Source organism: Novosphingobium resinovorum (assembly GCF_001742225.1).
GTDB classification, from domain to species: Bacteria; Pseudomonadota; Alphaproteobacteria; order Sphingomonadales; family Sphingomonadaceae; genus Novosphingobium; species Novosphingobium resinovorum_A.
The window spans coordinates 313,769-329,269 of record NZ_CP017078.1; the positions used below are offsets into that span (position 1 = coordinate 313,769).

A 15,501-nucleotide genomic window follows, 5' to 3' on the forward strand; every position below is an offset into this window, starting at 1 on the left:
GTCATGGATGACATCACCCAGGAAAATCAGAATGCATAGCCAATTGCTTCCTCCATCGCTCGCGCTGCTGCTCACCGCTTGCGCCAGCGTCCCGAACACGCCCGCGCACGCGCCACGCATCACTCCGCCCAATCGCCTGGATGCGGCGGCGGCGAACGACGCGGCAATAACCGGGACAGACCGCTGGTGGACGGCGTGGGGCGATCCCGCTCTTGATGCGCTGGTCGAGAAATCGCTCGAAGCAAACGCCGATATCCGCGCTGCAAAGGCCCATGTCGCCGCCGCGCGTGCGCTAGTCACTGTCGCGGAATCGGCGCTTTATCCTACCGTTGCCGCAAATGGCACAGCGTGGGCCAGTCAGAGCGATGCCGGGATCGATGACAAGTGGCAGGCCATGCTGCCGTCGCTGTCCGGAAACAGCGGCAGTGGATATCTGGTGGGTCTTGGAGCCACCTGGGAGGCTGACCTGTTCGGTGGACGCCATGCCGACGCCGAAATGGCGCGCGCGCTTTCCGAAAGCACCGCACGAACGGCCGATGGCGTCAGGCTCATGGTCGCCGCCGATGTCGTCGAAAATTATCAGCAGCTGCAGGGGCTGAGGCGGCGCCTCGATGTCCTCGATCGCAGCGAGGCTACGGCCAGTCGCCTTGTCGATTATGCGGCCGCCCGGCAGCGGACGGGCGCCGCGACAGCGGCCGATGTCACCCGCGCCCGCAATGGACTGGAGGCGCTGCGCGCCTCCCGCCCGGCCCTCACATCCCTCGTCGATGCGCGCAAGCGGCGACTGGCCGTGCTGGCGGGCGACGTCCCCGAACAGGCGCCGGATATGGTCGCCTCCGCCACTTTTGAGACGCCAGATGCGCCCACCGGGCAACTTCCTTCCGACATTCTTGATCGCCGGCCTGATGTCGCGGCGCGATCATGGCTGGTGAACGCGCGTGCGGCGCGCCTCAAGAGCCTGAAGGCCGATCTGCTTCCGCGCTTCGCCATCCATTTTCTGGGGCAGAACGGGCATATCGAACTGGGCGCCCTGCCGGGCTATGGCGGAACCGGAGGTCTGGTCGGCCTTTCCGCATCGATGCCGCTTTTCAATGCCGGAAGGTTGCAGGCCAGTGTCAAGGCGGGCGATGCCGAACTTGAGGCTGCTCTCGCCAATTATGACCAGGCCATGCTGTCGGCGCTCGAGGAAGTTGAATCCGCTTATGGTTTTCGGGCGGGGCTGGACGAACGCCTGGCCGGGCTTATCCGTACATCCGACATGGCCCGCCGACGCGCCGACCAGCTGGCGATATTGTACGATGCCGGACGCACGCAGTTGGGCGATGTGTTGCAGGCCCGATTGGATGCGCTCTCGGACGAGGACAAGATGGAACAGACCCGCATCGCACAAGGAACGGCAACCGTTCAGCTCTATCGTGCACTGGGGGGCGGCTGGTAAGGTTGCGCCGGGCCGCTCGGCCAGCGTCGAGGTCTGCTTTTCCGCCTTTTGAGGGCCACGCAGATCGACGAACTCAGCTGACCGATCACGACAAAATGCAGGTCGCTGAGTGACGCTGCAGGATCAACCTCATGATGTGACTGGGAAAAATGCGGCCTCGTATCAATTTTCCAGTCATCAATTAGGTGCCAGGCACAGTGGAATAAAATCTAAAGGTCAACTGTGCTATTCCTGCTTTAGAGCTATGAGAGCGCGCATGCGCCGAACAGAATAGGTGAGCCATGAAGGAGTTTCTCGAACGTGCGGCTGATCTGCCCCCACCGAGTGGCCCGATTGGTTTGTTAGTGGATTAAGCCCATCGCCGCCATATCCGGACGGAGGTGGAGCGAAGCGGAACCGGAGGCCGGATATGGCGGTGTCGCCGTTTCCGGTGCCGGCGGTCGGTAGCCCAGGCTGCTGTGAGGGCGAACGGTGTTGTAATGCCGCCGCCATGCCTCGATCAGCACCTTGGCCTCAGCGAGGCTGTAGAAGATCTCGCCGTTGAGCAGTTCGTCGCGAAGCGACCCATTGAAGCTTTCGTTATAGCCATTCTCCCATGGTGATCCCGGGGTGATATAGAGCGTCTTCACGCCGATCTGCCCCAACCATTTCTGGACGGCGGTCGCGATAAACTCGCTACCATTATCGGATCGTATATGCGCTGGTGGCCCACGCGAGATGAACAGGTCAGCCAGCGCCGCCAGCACATCCTCGTGTTTGAGCTGCCGGGCAACGATGAGTGCCAGGCATTCCCTGCTGGCCTCGTCGATGATCGTCAGAATCCGGAACTTGCGGCCATCGTGCGTGCGCCCTTCGACGAAGTCGTAGGCCCACACATGCCCGGGATACTCAGGCCGCAAGCGGATACATGATCCGTCGTTGAGCCACAGGCGTCCCCGTTTGGGCTGACGCAGCGGGACCTTCAGTCCTTCGCGTCGCCATATCCGCTCGACCCGTTTGTGGTTCACCGTCCACCCCGCATGGCATAGCAACGCCGTCACTCGGCGGTAGCCATAGCGGCCATATTGCTTCGCCAGCGCGACGATGTCCTCCGTGAGCGCCTGTTCGTCATCTGCCCCACGCGGCACCTTGCGCTGTGTCGATCGATGCTGCCCCAGCACCCGGCATATCCGTCGCTCGGACACCCGGATCGGCAAATCTCGTCGCAACTGATCGATGCAGCGCCGCCGCCGCGCGGGGCTCAGAAGTTTCCCTTGGCAGCTTCCTGCAAGATCAGCTTGTCCAACGTCAGATCCGAAATCGCCCGGCGTAGCCGCTGGTTCTCTTTCTCCAGATCCTTCATCCGCCTCGCCTGGTCGGTCTTCAGGCCACCATATTCCTTGCGCCAGCGATAGTATGTCTGCTCGCTGACTGCGATCCGGCGGCACGCCTCTGCTGTCGAGGCTCCCTGCGCCAGAACAATCTCAACTTCACGCAGCTTGCCGATAATTTCTTCCGGCTTGTGCTTCTTGCTCGGCATTCATCGTCCCTTTCGTGGTCCAAACTATCATAGTCTCTGGGCCACTCAGCGGGGGGCAGATCATGCTTTGGGTGTCAAATTCATGATCAGCATATATAACGAATAATAGACCAGTCGTCTATATGGCTATGGCGTCACCACCTACGCGGGCTCATCGGCATAGCCAATGGGAGGCATACATGAGCAACGTCGGGCGGCTCGCCGACAATATCGGCAACTTCAGCGCTGGCCGGCGCGGAGCGCCCCTGCGTGGCGCAGCGATGCTTCAAGGCATCGTGGTCTGCGGGATATGCGGACACCGCATGGGTCTTCACTCACTCTGCCCATAAGAAGACCCCCGTCTATCACTGCATCGATAGCGAGCAGAGCGGGCACTGCCAGAATGTGCGCAAACCAGGTTGATGCAGAGGTCGAGCGGCTGTTGATCGAAGCTCTGCAACCCGATCGCATCGACCTTGCGCTTGCGGCTCATGAACAGATGAACGGCGAAAACCGGCTCCTGGAACGTCAATGGGCGCTGAATCGGGAGAAGGCGCATTACGAAGCGGAGCGTGCACGCCGACAATATGATGCCGTGGAGTCGGAAAAGCGGCTCGTCGCACGTTCGCTGGAAACGTTGTGGGAAGAGAAAATACGCGAAGCCGACGCGTCGAACAGGATTACGCGCGGTGGCATGTCGAGCAGGTTAACGCCCTGGCCGCCGCCGCGCGAACGCGTATCCTGACCATTGCCGACCCTGTTGCCCGCGTTCTCGAAGCGGGCTGGCATCGACGAACGCAAAGAGATGATGCGGCTCGTGATCGACAGCGTGACGGTCGACAAGAGCCGTGCGCAAGGCCGTATCTGGTTCGCGATCCTGTGGCAGACCGGCGCGCGAACAGAGCATGTGATCATCCGCAATACCGCCAACTATGACGATCTGGCTCACTTCGCACGCATCGAGGAGATGGTGCGAACGCTCAATGCTGTGGGATCACTCGACCGTCAGATCGCGGACGCCCTGACAGCCGAGGGCATCATGAGAAGATCGGCGCTCTGATCTATGCCAACCTCTTCGACAACGAGGGCGAAGACACCTTCTCGCTGATCTGGTCCCGCCCCAACGGCAGGCGCGCCGACTAAGACCCCACGCAAGACCCCGCCACAAGGTCGGGGCCTTGGTCCGTCATGCCTTCACTGTCCGGAGCCGCAGCGAATTGCCGATGACGCTGACGGACGACAGCGCCATCGCGGCAGCAGCGATGATCGGCGACAGCAGCAGCCCAAACGTGGGATAGAGCGCACCGGCCGCAATCGGTACGCCTGCCGCATTGTAGATGAACGCGAAGGCGAGGTTCTGGCGGATGTTGGCCATCGTCGCCTGCGACAGGCGTCGCGCGCGGACAATGCCGGTGAGATCGCCCTTGAGCAGCGTCACGCCCGCACTTTCGATCGCAACGTCGGTCCCCGATCCCATGGCGATACCAACATCGGCGGCGGCAAGCGCCGGCGCGTCATTTACGCCGTCACCCGCCATCGCCACCACCTTGCCCTGCGCCTTCAGGCGCTCGACGACCGCGGCTTTCTGGTCCGGCAGCACATCGGCCTCGACCTCATCGATGCCGAGCTTTCTCGCAACGGCTTCGGCTGTGGTGCGATTGTCACCGGTCAGCATGACGATGCGGATGCCTTCCGCATGCAGGGCCTTCAGTGCCTCAGGCGTGGTCGCCTTGATCGTGTCGGCGATGGCGAAGATGCCGCCGATGGCTTTATCGATGCCGATATAGATGGCGGTTGCGCCGTCGCGGCGTAGCTCATCGGCCTGTGCCGCGAGCGGCGCTGTATCAACCCCATGTTCGGCGAGGAAGGTGGTGCTGCCGAGCACCACATGCCGGCCCTCGACACGACCGATCGCCCCCTTGCCGGTCGGCGAGTCGAAGTCGGCGACATCGGGGATGGTGATCTTTCGCTCGTCGGCAGCCGCCACGATCGCCCGCGCAAGCGGATGCTCGGACGCCTTCTCCACGCCGGCTGCAAGCCGCAGGATGGTCTCCTCGACAAATCGCGGGGCCACGACGATCCGGGTAACGGCCGGTTTGCCTTCGGTAAGCGTCCCGGTTTTGTCGACCACCAGAGTATCGATCTTCTCCATCCGCTCGAGCGCCTCCGCGTTCTTGATCAGAACGCCGGCGGCCGCCCCCTTGCCGATACCCACCATGATCGACATCGGCGTCGCGAGCCCGAGCGCGCAGGGGCAGGCAATGATCAGCACGGAAACGGCCGCGATCAGGCCATGCGCCAGCCGCGGCTCCGGCCCCCATACACCCCAGGCCGCGAAGGCGAGCAGCGCGACGGCGATGACGACCGGCACGAACCAGCCCGACACCTGATCAGCCATGCGCTGGATCGGCGCGCGCGAGCGCTGGGCATCCGCGACCATCTGGACGATGCGGGCGAGCATGGTGTCGCGCCCGACTTTTTCAGCCCGGATGACGAGCGCGCCGGTCTGGTTCAGCGTACCTCCTACGACCGCTTCGCCGACTACACGCGTCACCGGCATGGATTCTCCGGTCACCATCGATTCATCGATCGATGAGCGACCCTGCTCGACCACGCCGTCAACCGGCACGGTTTCACCGGGCCGGACCCTGAGCCGATCACCGATGACGACGGCTTCGACAGGAATATCCTCTTCAGCATTGTTCCGCCCGATCCGCCGGGCGGTTTTCGGCGCGAGATTGAGAAGCGCGCGGATTGCGCCGGAGGTCTGCTCCCGGGCGCGCAGTTCCATGACCTGACCGAGCAGCACCAGCACGGTGATCACGGCCGCGGCCTCATAGTAGACCGCGACCGTGCCATCGGCGCCTCGGAAAGCCTGCGGGTAGAGCTGCGGCGCGAATGTCGCGACGATGCTGTAGCCCCAGGCGACCCCGGTGCCCATCGCGATCAGCGTGAACATGTTGAGGCTGCGGTTGACGATCGACGCCCAGCCACGTTCGAAGAACGGCCATCCGGCCCACAGGACCACCGGCGTCGCCAGCGCGAACTGGATCCAGATCGAGATGCGCATCGGCACCAAATGGTGCAGCGCCGGGATCAGGTGACCGCCCATCTCCAGCAGGAACACGGGCAAGGCGAGCACGAGGCCGATCCAGAAGCGTCGGGTCATATCGGCGAGTTCGGGGCTTGGTCCGGCATCCGCCGCCGCGATCAGCGGCTCCAGCGCCATGCCGCAGATCGGGCAACTACCCGGCGCATCCCGGCGGATTTCCGGATGCATCGGGCATGTCCAGATCGTCCCTTCCGTTGCGGTTGCCGTTACTGCCGCAACGTGGTGATGCTCATGGGTATCAGGTCCATGCGTGTGGCTATGGTGGGAATGATCGCCATGGGCGGCAGCACCCTCATGGTGATGTGCAGCATGCGCTGCCAGTGCCGCATAATGCACGGGGTCGGCGTCGAACTTCGCCTTGCAGCCGGCCGAGCAGAAGACGTAGCGCTCGCCTTCATACTCAGCATTGTGAGCGGTCCTGGCGGGATCGACCACCATGCCGCAGACCGGATCATGGTCGACGTGACCGGACGGCGTTTCGCCGTCCGGCTCATGATGGTGATGATGGCCGTGCGCCCCAGTCACCTCGGCGGCGCGTTCGCTCTTCTGATCGTCGTCGGCCATTCATCACCTTTCACACGCCGCGCGTGCCTTCCGGTCTTTGTTCACTCCTCGATCAGATGGAACTCTTCGAGCAGCTTGGCGATCTCGGTGCCTTCGAGCTTCTTCATCAGCAGCTTGCGCAGGAAGGCCGGCCCGGGAAGATCGATGCCCTTGCCGTCCCGCAGCGGACCGATCGCAGCAAGAAGTGTACGGATATCATAGGTCGAGTTGAAGACCTCGGGCACGCCGCGCTCGACATTCATCAGCGTGTAGACGGCCTCCATCGGGGTTCTCACCGAATATTCCGTGGTGAAGATGCAGTCCCGCTGCTTCGACTCCGCGAACTGGCCGATGAAGGCGAAGTTGACCGCGCCCTCCGGCACCACGTCCGGCCGGTCACCCGCTTGGCGCGGCATGAAGAAGGCGGTAATATAGGGCATCATCGTGGGAACGGTGCTGGCGCCGGATGCCGCGAGTTCGGGAATGTCCTCGACCGGCACGCCGAGGTGATAGAGCCATTCCTGGGTGATCTCCTCACCGGTGCATTCCTGCATCGGCTTCTTCACGAAGTCGCCGGGGCAATCGACAAAGAGCGCGTAGAACCAGGCGATCATCTGATCTTTGGGCTGCTTCTTGAAATGCGGCTGGCGATGAACCGTCCAGCTCAGCAGCCACGCCGAGTCCTTCACCGTGACGATACCGGCGGAGACGATCTTGCCGGTAAAGGGGTTCCGCTTCGTGATCTTCTCGACATAGGCCGGAATGCGGGCGTCGAGGGCAGTGATCGACGCGGAGGCCCATTTCGTCTCCGGGATATGGGCGCCGAATACGTCCGGGCGGCCGAAGGCCGGATCCTTCGCCGCGATCCGCCGCCACAGGTCCCAGGCCGGCGCCGGTCCTTCGTTGAGCTTCGCCGGTGTCCTGTGGTCGCCATTGTCGGAATTCTCGGTCAGCGAGCCGATGGTGATGAAGACGAGATCGTCGGGCCCGAGATCAATGCCGCCTTCGACGCCGCGCTCCTTCCAGTGGATGCGCGTCGCCTGCTTGGAGCCGGGCTGGATGTCGAAATCGACATCGGTGACCTCGACGCCGTAGCGGAATTTAACCCCGTGATCGGTCAGCCACTTCACCAGCGGCAGGACCATCGATTCATACTGGTTGTAGCGATTGAACTTGAGCGAGGAAAAGTCGGCGAGACTGCCGATGTGATGGATGAAGCGGTGCAGGTAGAGCTTCATCTCCAGCGCGGAATGCCATTCCTCGAAGGCGAACATGGTGCGCCAGTAGAGCCAGAAATTGCTCTTGAGGAAGTCCTCGCCGAAGACCTCGTTGATGCGCTTGTTCTCCATCTCCTCCCGCGTCGCAAGGAAGACCGAGAGGAGATCCTTCTGCGCCTTGTCGTTGAGCGTTAGCAGCGCCTTGTCGGGCACGTCCTGACCCTGGTTCTGCGTCGTTCGCTGCAGCGAAAAGTTGGGATCGTCCTTGTTGAGCCGGTAGAACTCGTCGAGCACGCTGGCATCCTCGATCTCCAGCGAGGGGATCGAGCGATAGAGGTCCCACAGGCACTCGAAATGCTCCTCCATCTCGCGGCCGCCGCGAATGACGAAGCCCTTTTCGGGCACGTCCAGACCATCGAGCGCGCCGCCGGGGATTTCCAGCTCTTCCAATATGGTGATGCGGTCGCCGGAAACGCCGCCGTCGCGGATCAGGAAGGCCGCGCCGGCAAGCCCCGCCAGCCCCGAACCGACAAACCAGGCCGTCTTCTTGTCGGCGCCCTCGGGCTTGCGGGGACGCACGAAGGCTTCATAGTTTCCGCTGCTATAGTGCATGGCGAACTCCTGTTCTTCTTGTTGGGATCAGTCTGCGGAGGGCTTGTAGCTGTAGAAGCCTTCGCCCGAGGCGATGCCGAGCCTGCCCTTGTCGATGTAGTTTTCCTTCAGCCAGGCGGCGAGCGACTGAGCATGCTCGTCGCCATGCGAGAGGATGTTGTAGGGGGTGTTCAATCCGATGATGTCGTAGATCTGGAACGGCCCCATCGGCGCGCCGGTGGCGATCCGCCAGACCTTGTCGACATCTTCCGGCTCGGCATAGCCGCCGGCCGCCAGATCGGCGGCCGCGTTCAGGAGCGGCACCAAAAGCGAATTGAGGACGTAACCCGCTTTCTCCTTGCGCACCGGGATCGGCACCATGCCGATGGCGGAGGCGAAGGCGATCAGGGCATCGAACACGGCCGGATCGGTGTCGTCCGTGCCCATCACCTCGGCGGTGTTGAACTTCCAGATGCTGTTGGCGAAGTGCAGCGCCAGAAACCGGTCCGGTCGGCCGGTGTAAGCCTTCAGGCCGCTCGGCAGCAGGGTCGAGCTATTGGTGGCGAAGATCGTCCTGTCCGGCGCGAGCCCCGCCAGTTTCTCGTAGAGCGCCTGCTTGATCGAAAGAACCTCCGGAACCGCCTCGATCACGAGGTCCGCGTCCGCGACGGCCGCGCCGAGATCGCTCAGCAGAGCGATCCGCTTGAGCGCCCCGGCCGCCTTGCCGCCAGCCGCGCCCGACACCTCGTTCGTGTAGGTTTCGACGAGCGCCGCCAGCCGTGCGCGCGCCTGTTCGAGAGCTTCCTCGCTGATGTCGTAGGCGACAACATCGAAGCCGCTAAAGGCCGTCTGGAAGGCGATCTGGCTCCCGAGGACTCCCGTGCCGAGAACCGCCACTTTCCTGATATCGCTCATCCAATTTCCTTCTGCGCGGTATCGTCACTTAGAAACGGAGCCGCCACCTCCACCGGGACGCGGGCCAGCTTGCCGGTTTCCCGATCGACCAGGGCCCATTGGGTCAGCGAGGCGACGATCGTCCGGCCGTCTTCGGCATGGAATTCGACACATCGTGCATAGCGGGCACCCCGCGGCGCTCGGACGACCCAGGTGATCGCACTGACCTCGTCTCCCGCCCGGACATTGCCGCGATAGTCGACCTCATGGCGCAGCACGACCGCGACGAACCGGTCGCGATCCTGCGGCCGCGCGGCCGTCAGCCAATGCGCCACCGACACATCCTGAATCCAGGTCACCCAGACCGCATTGTTGACATGGCCGAGTTCGTCGATGTCGGCGTCCCGGGCGCGGAAGCGGATATGGAAGCGCCGATGCTCATCCACCTCGCCGACGAGCGGGTGTCCGTGCTCATCGCAGCCGATGCGTCGACGATCTGACACGATCCCGCTCACGAATACGCCTGCTCCTCATGCGACGAACCCAGTCCTGCCATGGCGCGGAAGAAGCCGACGAGCATCTCGTCGCGCGGCATGGCGCCTTCGACATCGCCCTGCACCGCCAGTCCCATCCAGACCGCGTAAAGACCGATACCGGTCTGCATCGGCGGCAAGGCCGGACGAAGTGCGAAGCGTTGCGTCAGATCGGCGACGAGCTCACCGAACATCCGATAGCAGGCCGCCTTGCCCTCCCGGTGCCGCTCGGCGAAAGCCGGATCGCGCCGGGCATGGAGCTGCAATTCGATCGAGAGCAGTGACCATTGTGCCTCGTCGGCCAACTTCGCGAGCCGCGCGGCCAGCACCTGCAGCGTCGCCTCGATATCGTCGCCGGAGCAGTGCGCGACCAGGTCGCGAAGCAGTGTGACCTCGTCCTGGATATGGCTTTGCAGGATCTCGACCAGCAGATCATCCTTGCTGGCGAAGTTCGAGTAGAAGGCGCCCTGCGAATGCCCTGCGGCGCTGCAGATGTTGCGAATCGACATGGCAGAGACCCCCTCCTCGATAATCGAGGAATGCGCGGCCGCGATCAGCCGGTCCCGCGTCTGGCGCTGCGTGTCCTTGCGCGTAAGCGGCATGGGTTCGTTCTCCAACCAACGGGCGAGACGTGCGAAACCTTTTCGGAGGTTCCGCGTTCTCAGTGAGACCAGATATCAACTGATATCCGAAATCAACGGCGATTTCGACCCGAAATCGTTCCTGGGCAACGAAATCTCAGTGTGAAGGAGCGCTCTTGGCTCAAACCTACATTGGCTATTCTCCGGACGTGGAGGTTCTCGGCAAGGACGAGGAGCGGCTGACCGCCGAGATCCTTGAGATCATGGCGAATACCAACCGCAAGGCGTTCGAACGCCACCGCCATGCGGTGCGCGACGCCCATGCCAAGAGCCACGGGTTCCTCAAGGGCGAACTCGTCGTGCCGGAACTGCCGGAGCATCTGCGTCAGGGGCTTTTCGCTCGCCCGGCCACCTATTCCATGGTGATCCGCCTCTCATCAGCGCCGGGCGACATTCACTCCGACACGATTCCCGCCCCGCGCGGCATGGCGATCAAGGTGATCGGCGTCGAAGGCGAGCGGCTTCTCCCCGAAGACCAGGGCCAAAACCAGGATTTCCTGCTCGTCAACATCCCGACCTTGAGCTTCGGCACGATCGGTAAATATCGCCAGCTCATCAGCCTTCTGGAGAAGAATGCCCAGAACCCGGTCTTTCTCCAGCGAGCGATGGCTGGGGTGGCGCGCGGCGTGGAAGCTGCGGTCGAAGCGGTCGGCGTCGAGCCCGGCGCCACGCTGCGCGGTCTCGCGCGCGACAACGACCATCTGCTTGGCGAGACCTATCACTCGATGGCGGCGATCCGTTTTGGCGATTACATCGCCAAGATCAGCGCCGCGCCGCTTTCCGACAATGTCCGCGCGCTCACCGGCAAGGACGTCGGCACGGTGGAGGATGCCACCATGCGCGATCTGGTTGTCGAGCATTTCCGCGACCAAGGTGCTGAGTATCAACTGCGCGCCCAACTTTGCGCTGATCTCGACAAGATGCCTGTCGAGGACGCGGCGGTGCTCTGGCCCGAAGAGCTGTCGCCACACCAGCCGATCGCCACGCTGCGCATCCCGCCGCAGGACGCCTATTCGCCGGCGCGGCGGGTCTATGGCGATGACGTGCTGTCGTTCAATCCCTGGCACGGTATCCGCGATCATCAGCCGCTCGGATCGATCATGCGGGTGCGCATCGCCGCCTATGAGCGATCCACCCGCTACCGCCATGAGATGAACGCCCAGCCTCGTGTCGAGCCGACAAACATCGACGCCATCCCGGACTGACGCACCGATCGTCACACGCAATCACGAAAGGAGGCCAGCCATGGCCGAAACCGAAGACACCCCGCAGATCGACGAAACCCGCCTTCAAGCCATCCGGCGGCGGATCGAGGAAGTGGCCGGCGACGCGCCGCAGCTCGCCAAGCTCGCCCTTGAGCAGATGGTGACGAAGCACAATCCCGACCTCAAGGGCACGGCGGGCTCGGCTGGCCGTGTCGGCGCCCAGTCCGGCAATGTCTCCGAGCTCACAGCCATCGCAAACTTGAAGCCAGGCGGCGCGGACCGGCTGAAACGCATCTTCGGGCTGGTGAACGGCAATTTCGATGGCGCGCAGAAGGTCGGCACGCTCCACAATATGCGGTTCGTGTTCTTCGACAACGACACACGCATCCTGTTCGCCACCGCCTATGACGGCGACTGGGACACCTATATCAACGACTTCGCCACCAAGATCCCCGACCTGATGGACCTGCTTTTCGCTTCGGTCGAAGGTTGGCCTGGCATCGCAAGCCCCAAGGTCAAGGATTTCATCGCCGAGCATCAGATCACCGCTGCCGGCTGGTTCGTCGCCAACCCGCAGGTGACCGTCGTCGACGTGCGCCGCCTTCAGCGGATGGAGCATGCGGTCAACGAATTCCTGGACAAGGTGGGCTGAGCCATGGCGATCCTTCAGAAACTGAAAGAGCGCTTCCGGCGCGACAGCGTTACGCTCGATCTGCACGACATTCAGGCGCTGATCCTGCGAAGCCGGCCCGAGCCTTATGTCGGTATCCACGCCATGCTCCATTTCGACGAGGCGGAGGGCGCGCGCGATCTTCTCGGCCGGCTCGCGCCCCATATCGCATCTGCCGACAACTGGAGCGAGGATCTTGATTTCTGGATCGGGGCCGCACTCAGCTTCGAGGGGCTGAAGGCGCTCGGCGTTCCCGAAGCGCAGCTCAAGACATTCCCGCTCCCCTTCCAGCAGGGCATGGCCGCACGCGCGGAGCAGCTTCGCGACTTCGGGCCCAACGCGCCTGAAAACTGGGAAGAGGTGTTCAAGCCCGGCAACTGCCATCTCGCGCTGACTATCTACGCCGTGGATGATGCTGCGCTCGATAAGGCGCTGGCGACGGCGCGCACCGAACTCGACCGGAGCAGCGGCGTGACCCTGCTCGGCGAGCATCGTTTCGGCGCGCCGGATGGCGCGAAAAACCCGTTCGGTTTCCGGGATTCGATCTCCCAGCCCGCCGTCGAGGGTAGCGGCGTCGATCCGCTGCCGGGCGAGGAGCGCCCGATCAAGGCGGGCGAGTTCATTCTTGGATATGAAAGCGAGAACGGCCAACCGCTTGGCATGCCCGAGCCCGCCGGGCTGGGCAAGAACGGCACCTTCGTCGTTATGCGCAAGTACAACAGCCGGGTCGGCTGTTTTAACGCCTTCCTCAAGGCGCATGGCGAGACGCCGGAGGAACGCGAGCTATTAGCCGCCAAGATGTTCGGTCGCTGGCGTTCCGGCGCGCCCTTGACGCTGTCGCCCGATCACGACGATCCCGACCTCGGCGCCGACCCGCAGCGCAACAACGACTTCAGCTTCAAGGATGACCCCAAAGGTCGCGTTGTGCCGCTTGGCTGCCATATGCGCCGGCTCAATCCCCGCGACTCCGAGTTGACGCTGCTCACCGACGTCAACATCCACAGGATCATCCGTCGTTCCTCGACCTTCGGGCCGGTCTATTCCGAGGATGTCACGCCGCAGGACGATAAGAAAGGCGATCGCGGCCTGTTCTTCATCTTCATCAGCGCGCGTGCCTATGACACGATCGAGTTCATGCAGCAGGAATGGATCAATCGCGGGAATTTCGTCGACCTTGGCGAAGAGCGCGATCCAATCGTCGGCCTGCATGAGGAGGACGGTCGGTTCACCATCCCGCAGGCGCCCGCGCGCAAGCGCATCGACGGTGTGCAGACTTTCAATGTCATGAAGGGAGGCGAATATCTGTTCATGCCAAGCCTATCGGCGCTTAAGTGGTTGGCAGAACGACGCTAAAGCTATTCACCTGATTGTCGGTTGAGATTTGAAGTGTGCAGAGTGACCCGGAAAGTGCGGGGCTGTGCGGAAGGTTAAGTGAGTGGGAGTTGAGTTTCGGCAAGGCTGGGGATGGTTGGTCCTTGTGGCGCTTACGATTTCGACGACCGGCGATGAAATCACGTTGCTGACGTTGATGTTCCGCACTGCCGAGAACGCATCCGGCTATGCGGTGCCGACGCTGCTGACCGCGGAGCTGCTACCCGGTCTGATCGCCGCACCCTGGGCGGGCCGCTTGATCGACCGCCGGGAGGCGGCCCGCATTCTGGTCATGGTGTCAGTTCTGCAAGCGGGCGTGATAGCATTTATCGCCTATTATCCCATGTTCACGCTCGCCGGGGCCGCGCTGTTGAGCGTGCTGTTCACGATCAGCAGCGCCGCAACATTCGCGTTGATTCCAGTGCTGGCGAGCGGCTTGGAATGACCTCGCACTCGCCAATTCCCTTATGGAAATGGTTCGCAGCCTTGGAATGCTCGCTGGTCCAGTCGCTGGGGGCGTACTGGTGGGATGGATCGGATCGCGCAATGCGCTTTTAGCCGATGCCGCCAGTTTTGCCCTTTTGGCCCTCGTCGTGATGGCGAGCAGGCTTCGCCGCAAGCCACAACGGGACGATCAGGAGGAAGAGACCCTGTTCGCGGACTACCTGCCGCTGCTCCGCAATCGACGGTTGATGGTGGTTACGGGTGCGCTCAGCCTCGAAGTGTTTGCGACCGCCATAGCCGACGTTGCTTTCGTGTTTCTCGTGATGGTGACGCTGGGAGCGGGCCGACCGCGTTTGGAATGCTGACGGCACTATGGGCGGTTGGGATGTTGATCGGCGCTGGGCTGGCCGAAAGGGTTATTGGCCATAGGGTCGGACTGGCGGCGTTCGGCACGGCCGCTGTCATGGGCGCGACCATGCTGTGGATCGGCCTTGCGCCGATCGGGCTGGCAATCGTTGCCGTCGCCTTCATCCTAGGCTCAGGACTCACTGATCAGAGCCAAAAGATGACGGTGGCAGCGAGGGCGATGGCCGAGAAGAAGGCGTTGGGGCACCGGTCGTAGCGCGTCGCGACCCGCCGCCAGTCCTTCAGGCGGCCGAACATGATCTCGATCCGGTTGCGGCGCTTGTAGCGACGTTTGTCGTATTTGACGGCCTTGTTCCGGGATTTCCGGCCCGGGATGCAGGGGGTGATGCCCTTTTCCTGCAAGGCGTCTCGGAACCAGTCGGCATCATAGCCACGATCGGCGAGCAGCCATTGGGCTTTGGGTAGTTCGTCCAGCAAGGCCGCCGCGCCAATATAATCGCTGACCTGACCTGCGGTCATGAAGAAGCTGATCGGCCGACCATTGGTATCCGTCACGGCATGAAGCTTGGTGTTCATGCCGCCTTTCGTGCGGCCAATCAGGCGGCCCGCATCCCCTTTTTTACCGCAAGGCTCGATGCCGTGCGGTGCGCTTTGAGATAGGTCGCGTCGATCATCACCGTCTTGCGTTCGGATGCCTGGGGCGCAGCCAGACCTTCCATTATCCGCAGGAATACGCCTTTATCGCCCCACCGCTTCCAACGATTGTACAGCGTCTTGTGTGGCCCATAGTCTTTCGGTGCATCGCGCCAGCGCAGCCCATTGCGGTTCACAAAAATGATCCCGCTCAACACCCGGCGATCGTCAACCCGAGGCTTGCCGTGGCTCTTCGGGAAATACGGCTCAAGCCGTGCCATCTGCTCGTCCGTCAGCCAATATAGGTCGCTCAAATCCAGTCTCCTCACGGAGCCTGAATCACAC

15 protein-coding genes and 1 pseudogene are annotated in these 15,501 nt (G+C 62.7%); 9 read left to right on the plus strand and 7 right to left on the minus strand.

The window, feature by feature from the left end; all coding sequences use genetic code 11:
- Positions 1-31 precede the first annotated feature (31 nt).
- Complete coding sequence (locus BES08_RS30945; RefSeq protein ID WP_048939165.1) at positions 32-1,438, plus strand: efflux transporter outer membrane subunit; 1,407 nt, start codon at positions 32-34, stop codon at positions 1,436-1,438.
- Positions 1,439-1,779: 341 nt separating this feature from the next.
- Here BES08_RS30945 and BES08_RS30950 read toward each other — a convergent pair.
- Positions 1,780-2,957 (minus strand): IS3 family transposase gene (locus BES08_RS30950; RefSeq protein WP_120249841.1). Its coding sequence is split into 2 segments (ribosomal slippage): positions 1,780-2,693 and positions 2,693-2,957, totalling 1,179 coding nucleotides; the frame shifts between segments, so codons are not numbered across the junction.
- A gap of 421 nt (positions 2,958-3,378) precedes the next feature.
- Here BES08_RS30950 and BES08_RS30960 point away from each other — a divergent pair.
- The 3 genes and pseudogenes from BES08_RS30960 to BES08_RS34430 form a co-directional block, all read left to right on the plus strand.
- Positions 3,379-3,681, plus strand: coding sequence for a hypothetical protein (locus BES08_RS30960; protein WP_133085112.1), 303 nt, complete (start codon positions 3,379-3,381; stop codon positions 3,679-3,681).
- Between the two features lie 3 nt (positions 3,682-3,684).
- The gene (locus BES08_RS30965) at positions 3,685-3,996 is read left to right on the plus strand and encodes a hypothetical protein (protein ID WP_099232143.1); all 312 of its coding nucleotides are present in this window, start codon (positions 3,685-3,687) and stop codon (positions 3,994-3,996) included.
- Positions 3,990-4,079: pseudogene (locus tag BES08_RS34430) on the plus strand (DUF736 domain-containing protein); the annotation flags it as partial. The gene BES08_RS30965 and the pseudogene BES08_RS34430, both read left to right, overlap by 7 nt.
- A 43-nt stretch (positions 4,080-4,122) precedes the next feature.
- On the opposite strand, the gene BES08_RS30970 reads toward BES08_RS34430, so the two are convergent.
- The 5 genes from BES08_RS30970 to BES08_RS30990 form a co-directional block, all read right to left on the minus strand.
- Positions 4,123-6,612, minus strand: a complete 2,490-nt coding sequence (locus BES08_RS30970) for a heavy metal translocating P-type ATPase (protein WP_017503236.1) — start codon at positions 6,610-6,612, stop codon at positions 4,123-4,125.
- A gap of 41 nt (positions 6,613-6,653) precedes the next feature.
- Entirely contained in the window at positions 6,654-8,420 is a 1,767-nt protein-coding gene (locus BES08_RS30975) for an oleate hydratase (protein ID WP_017503237.1), read from the minus strand.
- 27 nt (positions 8,421-8,447) lie between these two features.
- A complete protein-coding gene (locus tag BES08_RS30980) occupies positions 8,448-9,314 on the minus strand; it encodes a 3-hydroxyacyl-CoA dehydrogenase (RefSeq protein ID WP_069710379.1) in 867 nt (288 codons plus the stop codon).
- Positions 9,311-9,739, minus strand: a complete 429-nt coding sequence (locus tag BES08_RS30985) for an acyl-CoA thioesterase (RefSeq protein WP_017503239.1) — start codon at positions 9,737-9,739, stop codon at positions 9,311-9,313. The genes BES08_RS30980 and BES08_RS30985 overlap by 4 nt, the downstream gene beginning before the upstream one ends.
- A 65-nt stretch (positions 9,740-9,804) precedes the next feature.
- Positions 9,805-10,428 (minus strand): TetR/AcrR family transcriptional regulator, encoded by a 624-nt coding sequence (locus tag BES08_RS30990; protein WP_017503240.1) that lies wholly within the window; start codon positions 10,426-10,428, stop codon positions 9,805-9,807.
- Between the two features lie 155 nt (positions 10,429-10,583).
- Between BES08_RS30990 and BES08_RS30995 the strand changes: the two genes are divergently transcribed.
- From BES08_RS30995 to BES08_RS34440, 5 genes are all read left to right on the plus strand, one after another.
- A complete protein-coding gene (locus BES08_RS30995; protein ID WP_026109628.1) occupies positions 10,584-11,672 on the plus strand; it encodes a catalase family protein in 1,089 nt (362 codons plus the stop codon).
- Between the two features lie 40 nt (positions 11,673-11,712).
- Positions 11,713-12,324, plus strand: coding sequence for a hypothetical protein (locus BES08_RS31000; RefSeq protein WP_017503242.1), 612 nt, complete (start codon positions 11,713-11,715; stop codon positions 12,322-12,324).
- Positions 12,325-12,327: 3 nt separating this feature from the next.
- Positions 12,328-13,695 (plus strand): Dyp-type peroxidase, encoded by a 1,368-nt coding sequence (locus BES08_RS31005; RefSeq protein ID WP_017503243.1) that lies wholly within the window; start codon positions 12,328-12,330, stop codon positions 13,693-13,695.
- Between the two features lie 124 nt (positions 13,696-13,819).
- Positions 13,820-14,158 (plus strand): hypothetical protein, encoded by a 339-nt coding sequence (locus BES08_RS34435; RefSeq protein WP_017503244.1) that lies wholly within the window; start codon positions 13,820-13,822, stop codon positions 14,156-14,158.
- A 46-nt stretch (positions 14,159-14,204) separates the two neighbouring features.
- A complete protein-coding gene (locus BES08_RS34440; RefSeq protein ID WP_231958566.1) occupies positions 14,205-14,522 on the plus strand; it encodes an MFS transporter in 318 nt (105 codons plus the stop codon).
- 187 nt (positions 14,523-14,709) lie between these two features.
- Here BES08_RS34440 and BES08_RS32570 read toward each other — a convergent pair.
- Positions 14,710-15,470, minus strand: a protein-coding gene (locus BES08_RS32570; RefSeq protein ID WP_086027969.1) for an IS5 family transposase whose coding sequence is annotated in 2 segments (ribosomal slippage) — positions 14,710-15,134 and positions 15,134-15,470 — 762 coding nt in all. Because the reading frame shifts where the segments join, the coding sequence is not laid out codon by codon here.
- Between the last annotated feature and the right edge of the window lie 31 nt (positions 15,471-15,501).

What these genes read in the sequence shown, in the direction of transcription:
- BES08_RS30975 (WP_017503237.1), bottom strand. Translation starts at nt 8,420, where the DNA reads ATGCACTATAGCAGCGGAAACTATGAAGCCTTCGTGCGTCCCCGCAAG.
- BES08_RS30970 (WP_017503236.1), bottom strand. Translation starts at nt 6,612, where the DNA reads ATGGCCGACGACGATCAGAAGAGCGAACGCGCCGCCGAGGTGACTGGG.
- BES08_RS34440 (WP_231958566.1), top strand. Translation starts at nt 14,205, where the DNA reads ATGCTCGCTGGTCCAGTCGCTGGGGGCGTACTGGTGGGATGGATCGGA.
- BES08_RS30945 (WP_048939165.1), top strand. Translation starts at nt 32, where the DNA reads ATGCATAGCCAATTGCTTCCTCCATCGCTCGCGCTGCTGCTCACCGCT.
- BES08_RS30990 (WP_017503240.1), bottom strand. Translation starts at nt 10,428, where the DNA reads ATGCCGCTTACGCGCAAGGACACGCAGCGCCAGACGCGGGACCGGCTG.
- BES08_RS31000 (WP_017503242.1), top strand. Translation starts at nt 11,713, where the DNA reads ATGGCCGAAACCGAAGACACCCCGCAGATCGACGAAACCCGCCTTCAA.
- BES08_RS30980 (WP_069710379.1), bottom strand. Translation starts at nt 9,314, where the DNA reads ATGAGCGATATCAGGAAAGTGGCGGTTCTCGGCACGGGAGTCCTCGGG.
- BES08_RS31005 (WP_017503243.1), top strand. Translation starts at nt 12,328, where the DNA reads ATGGCGATCCTTCAGAAACTGAAAGAGCGCTTCCGGCGCGACAGCGTT.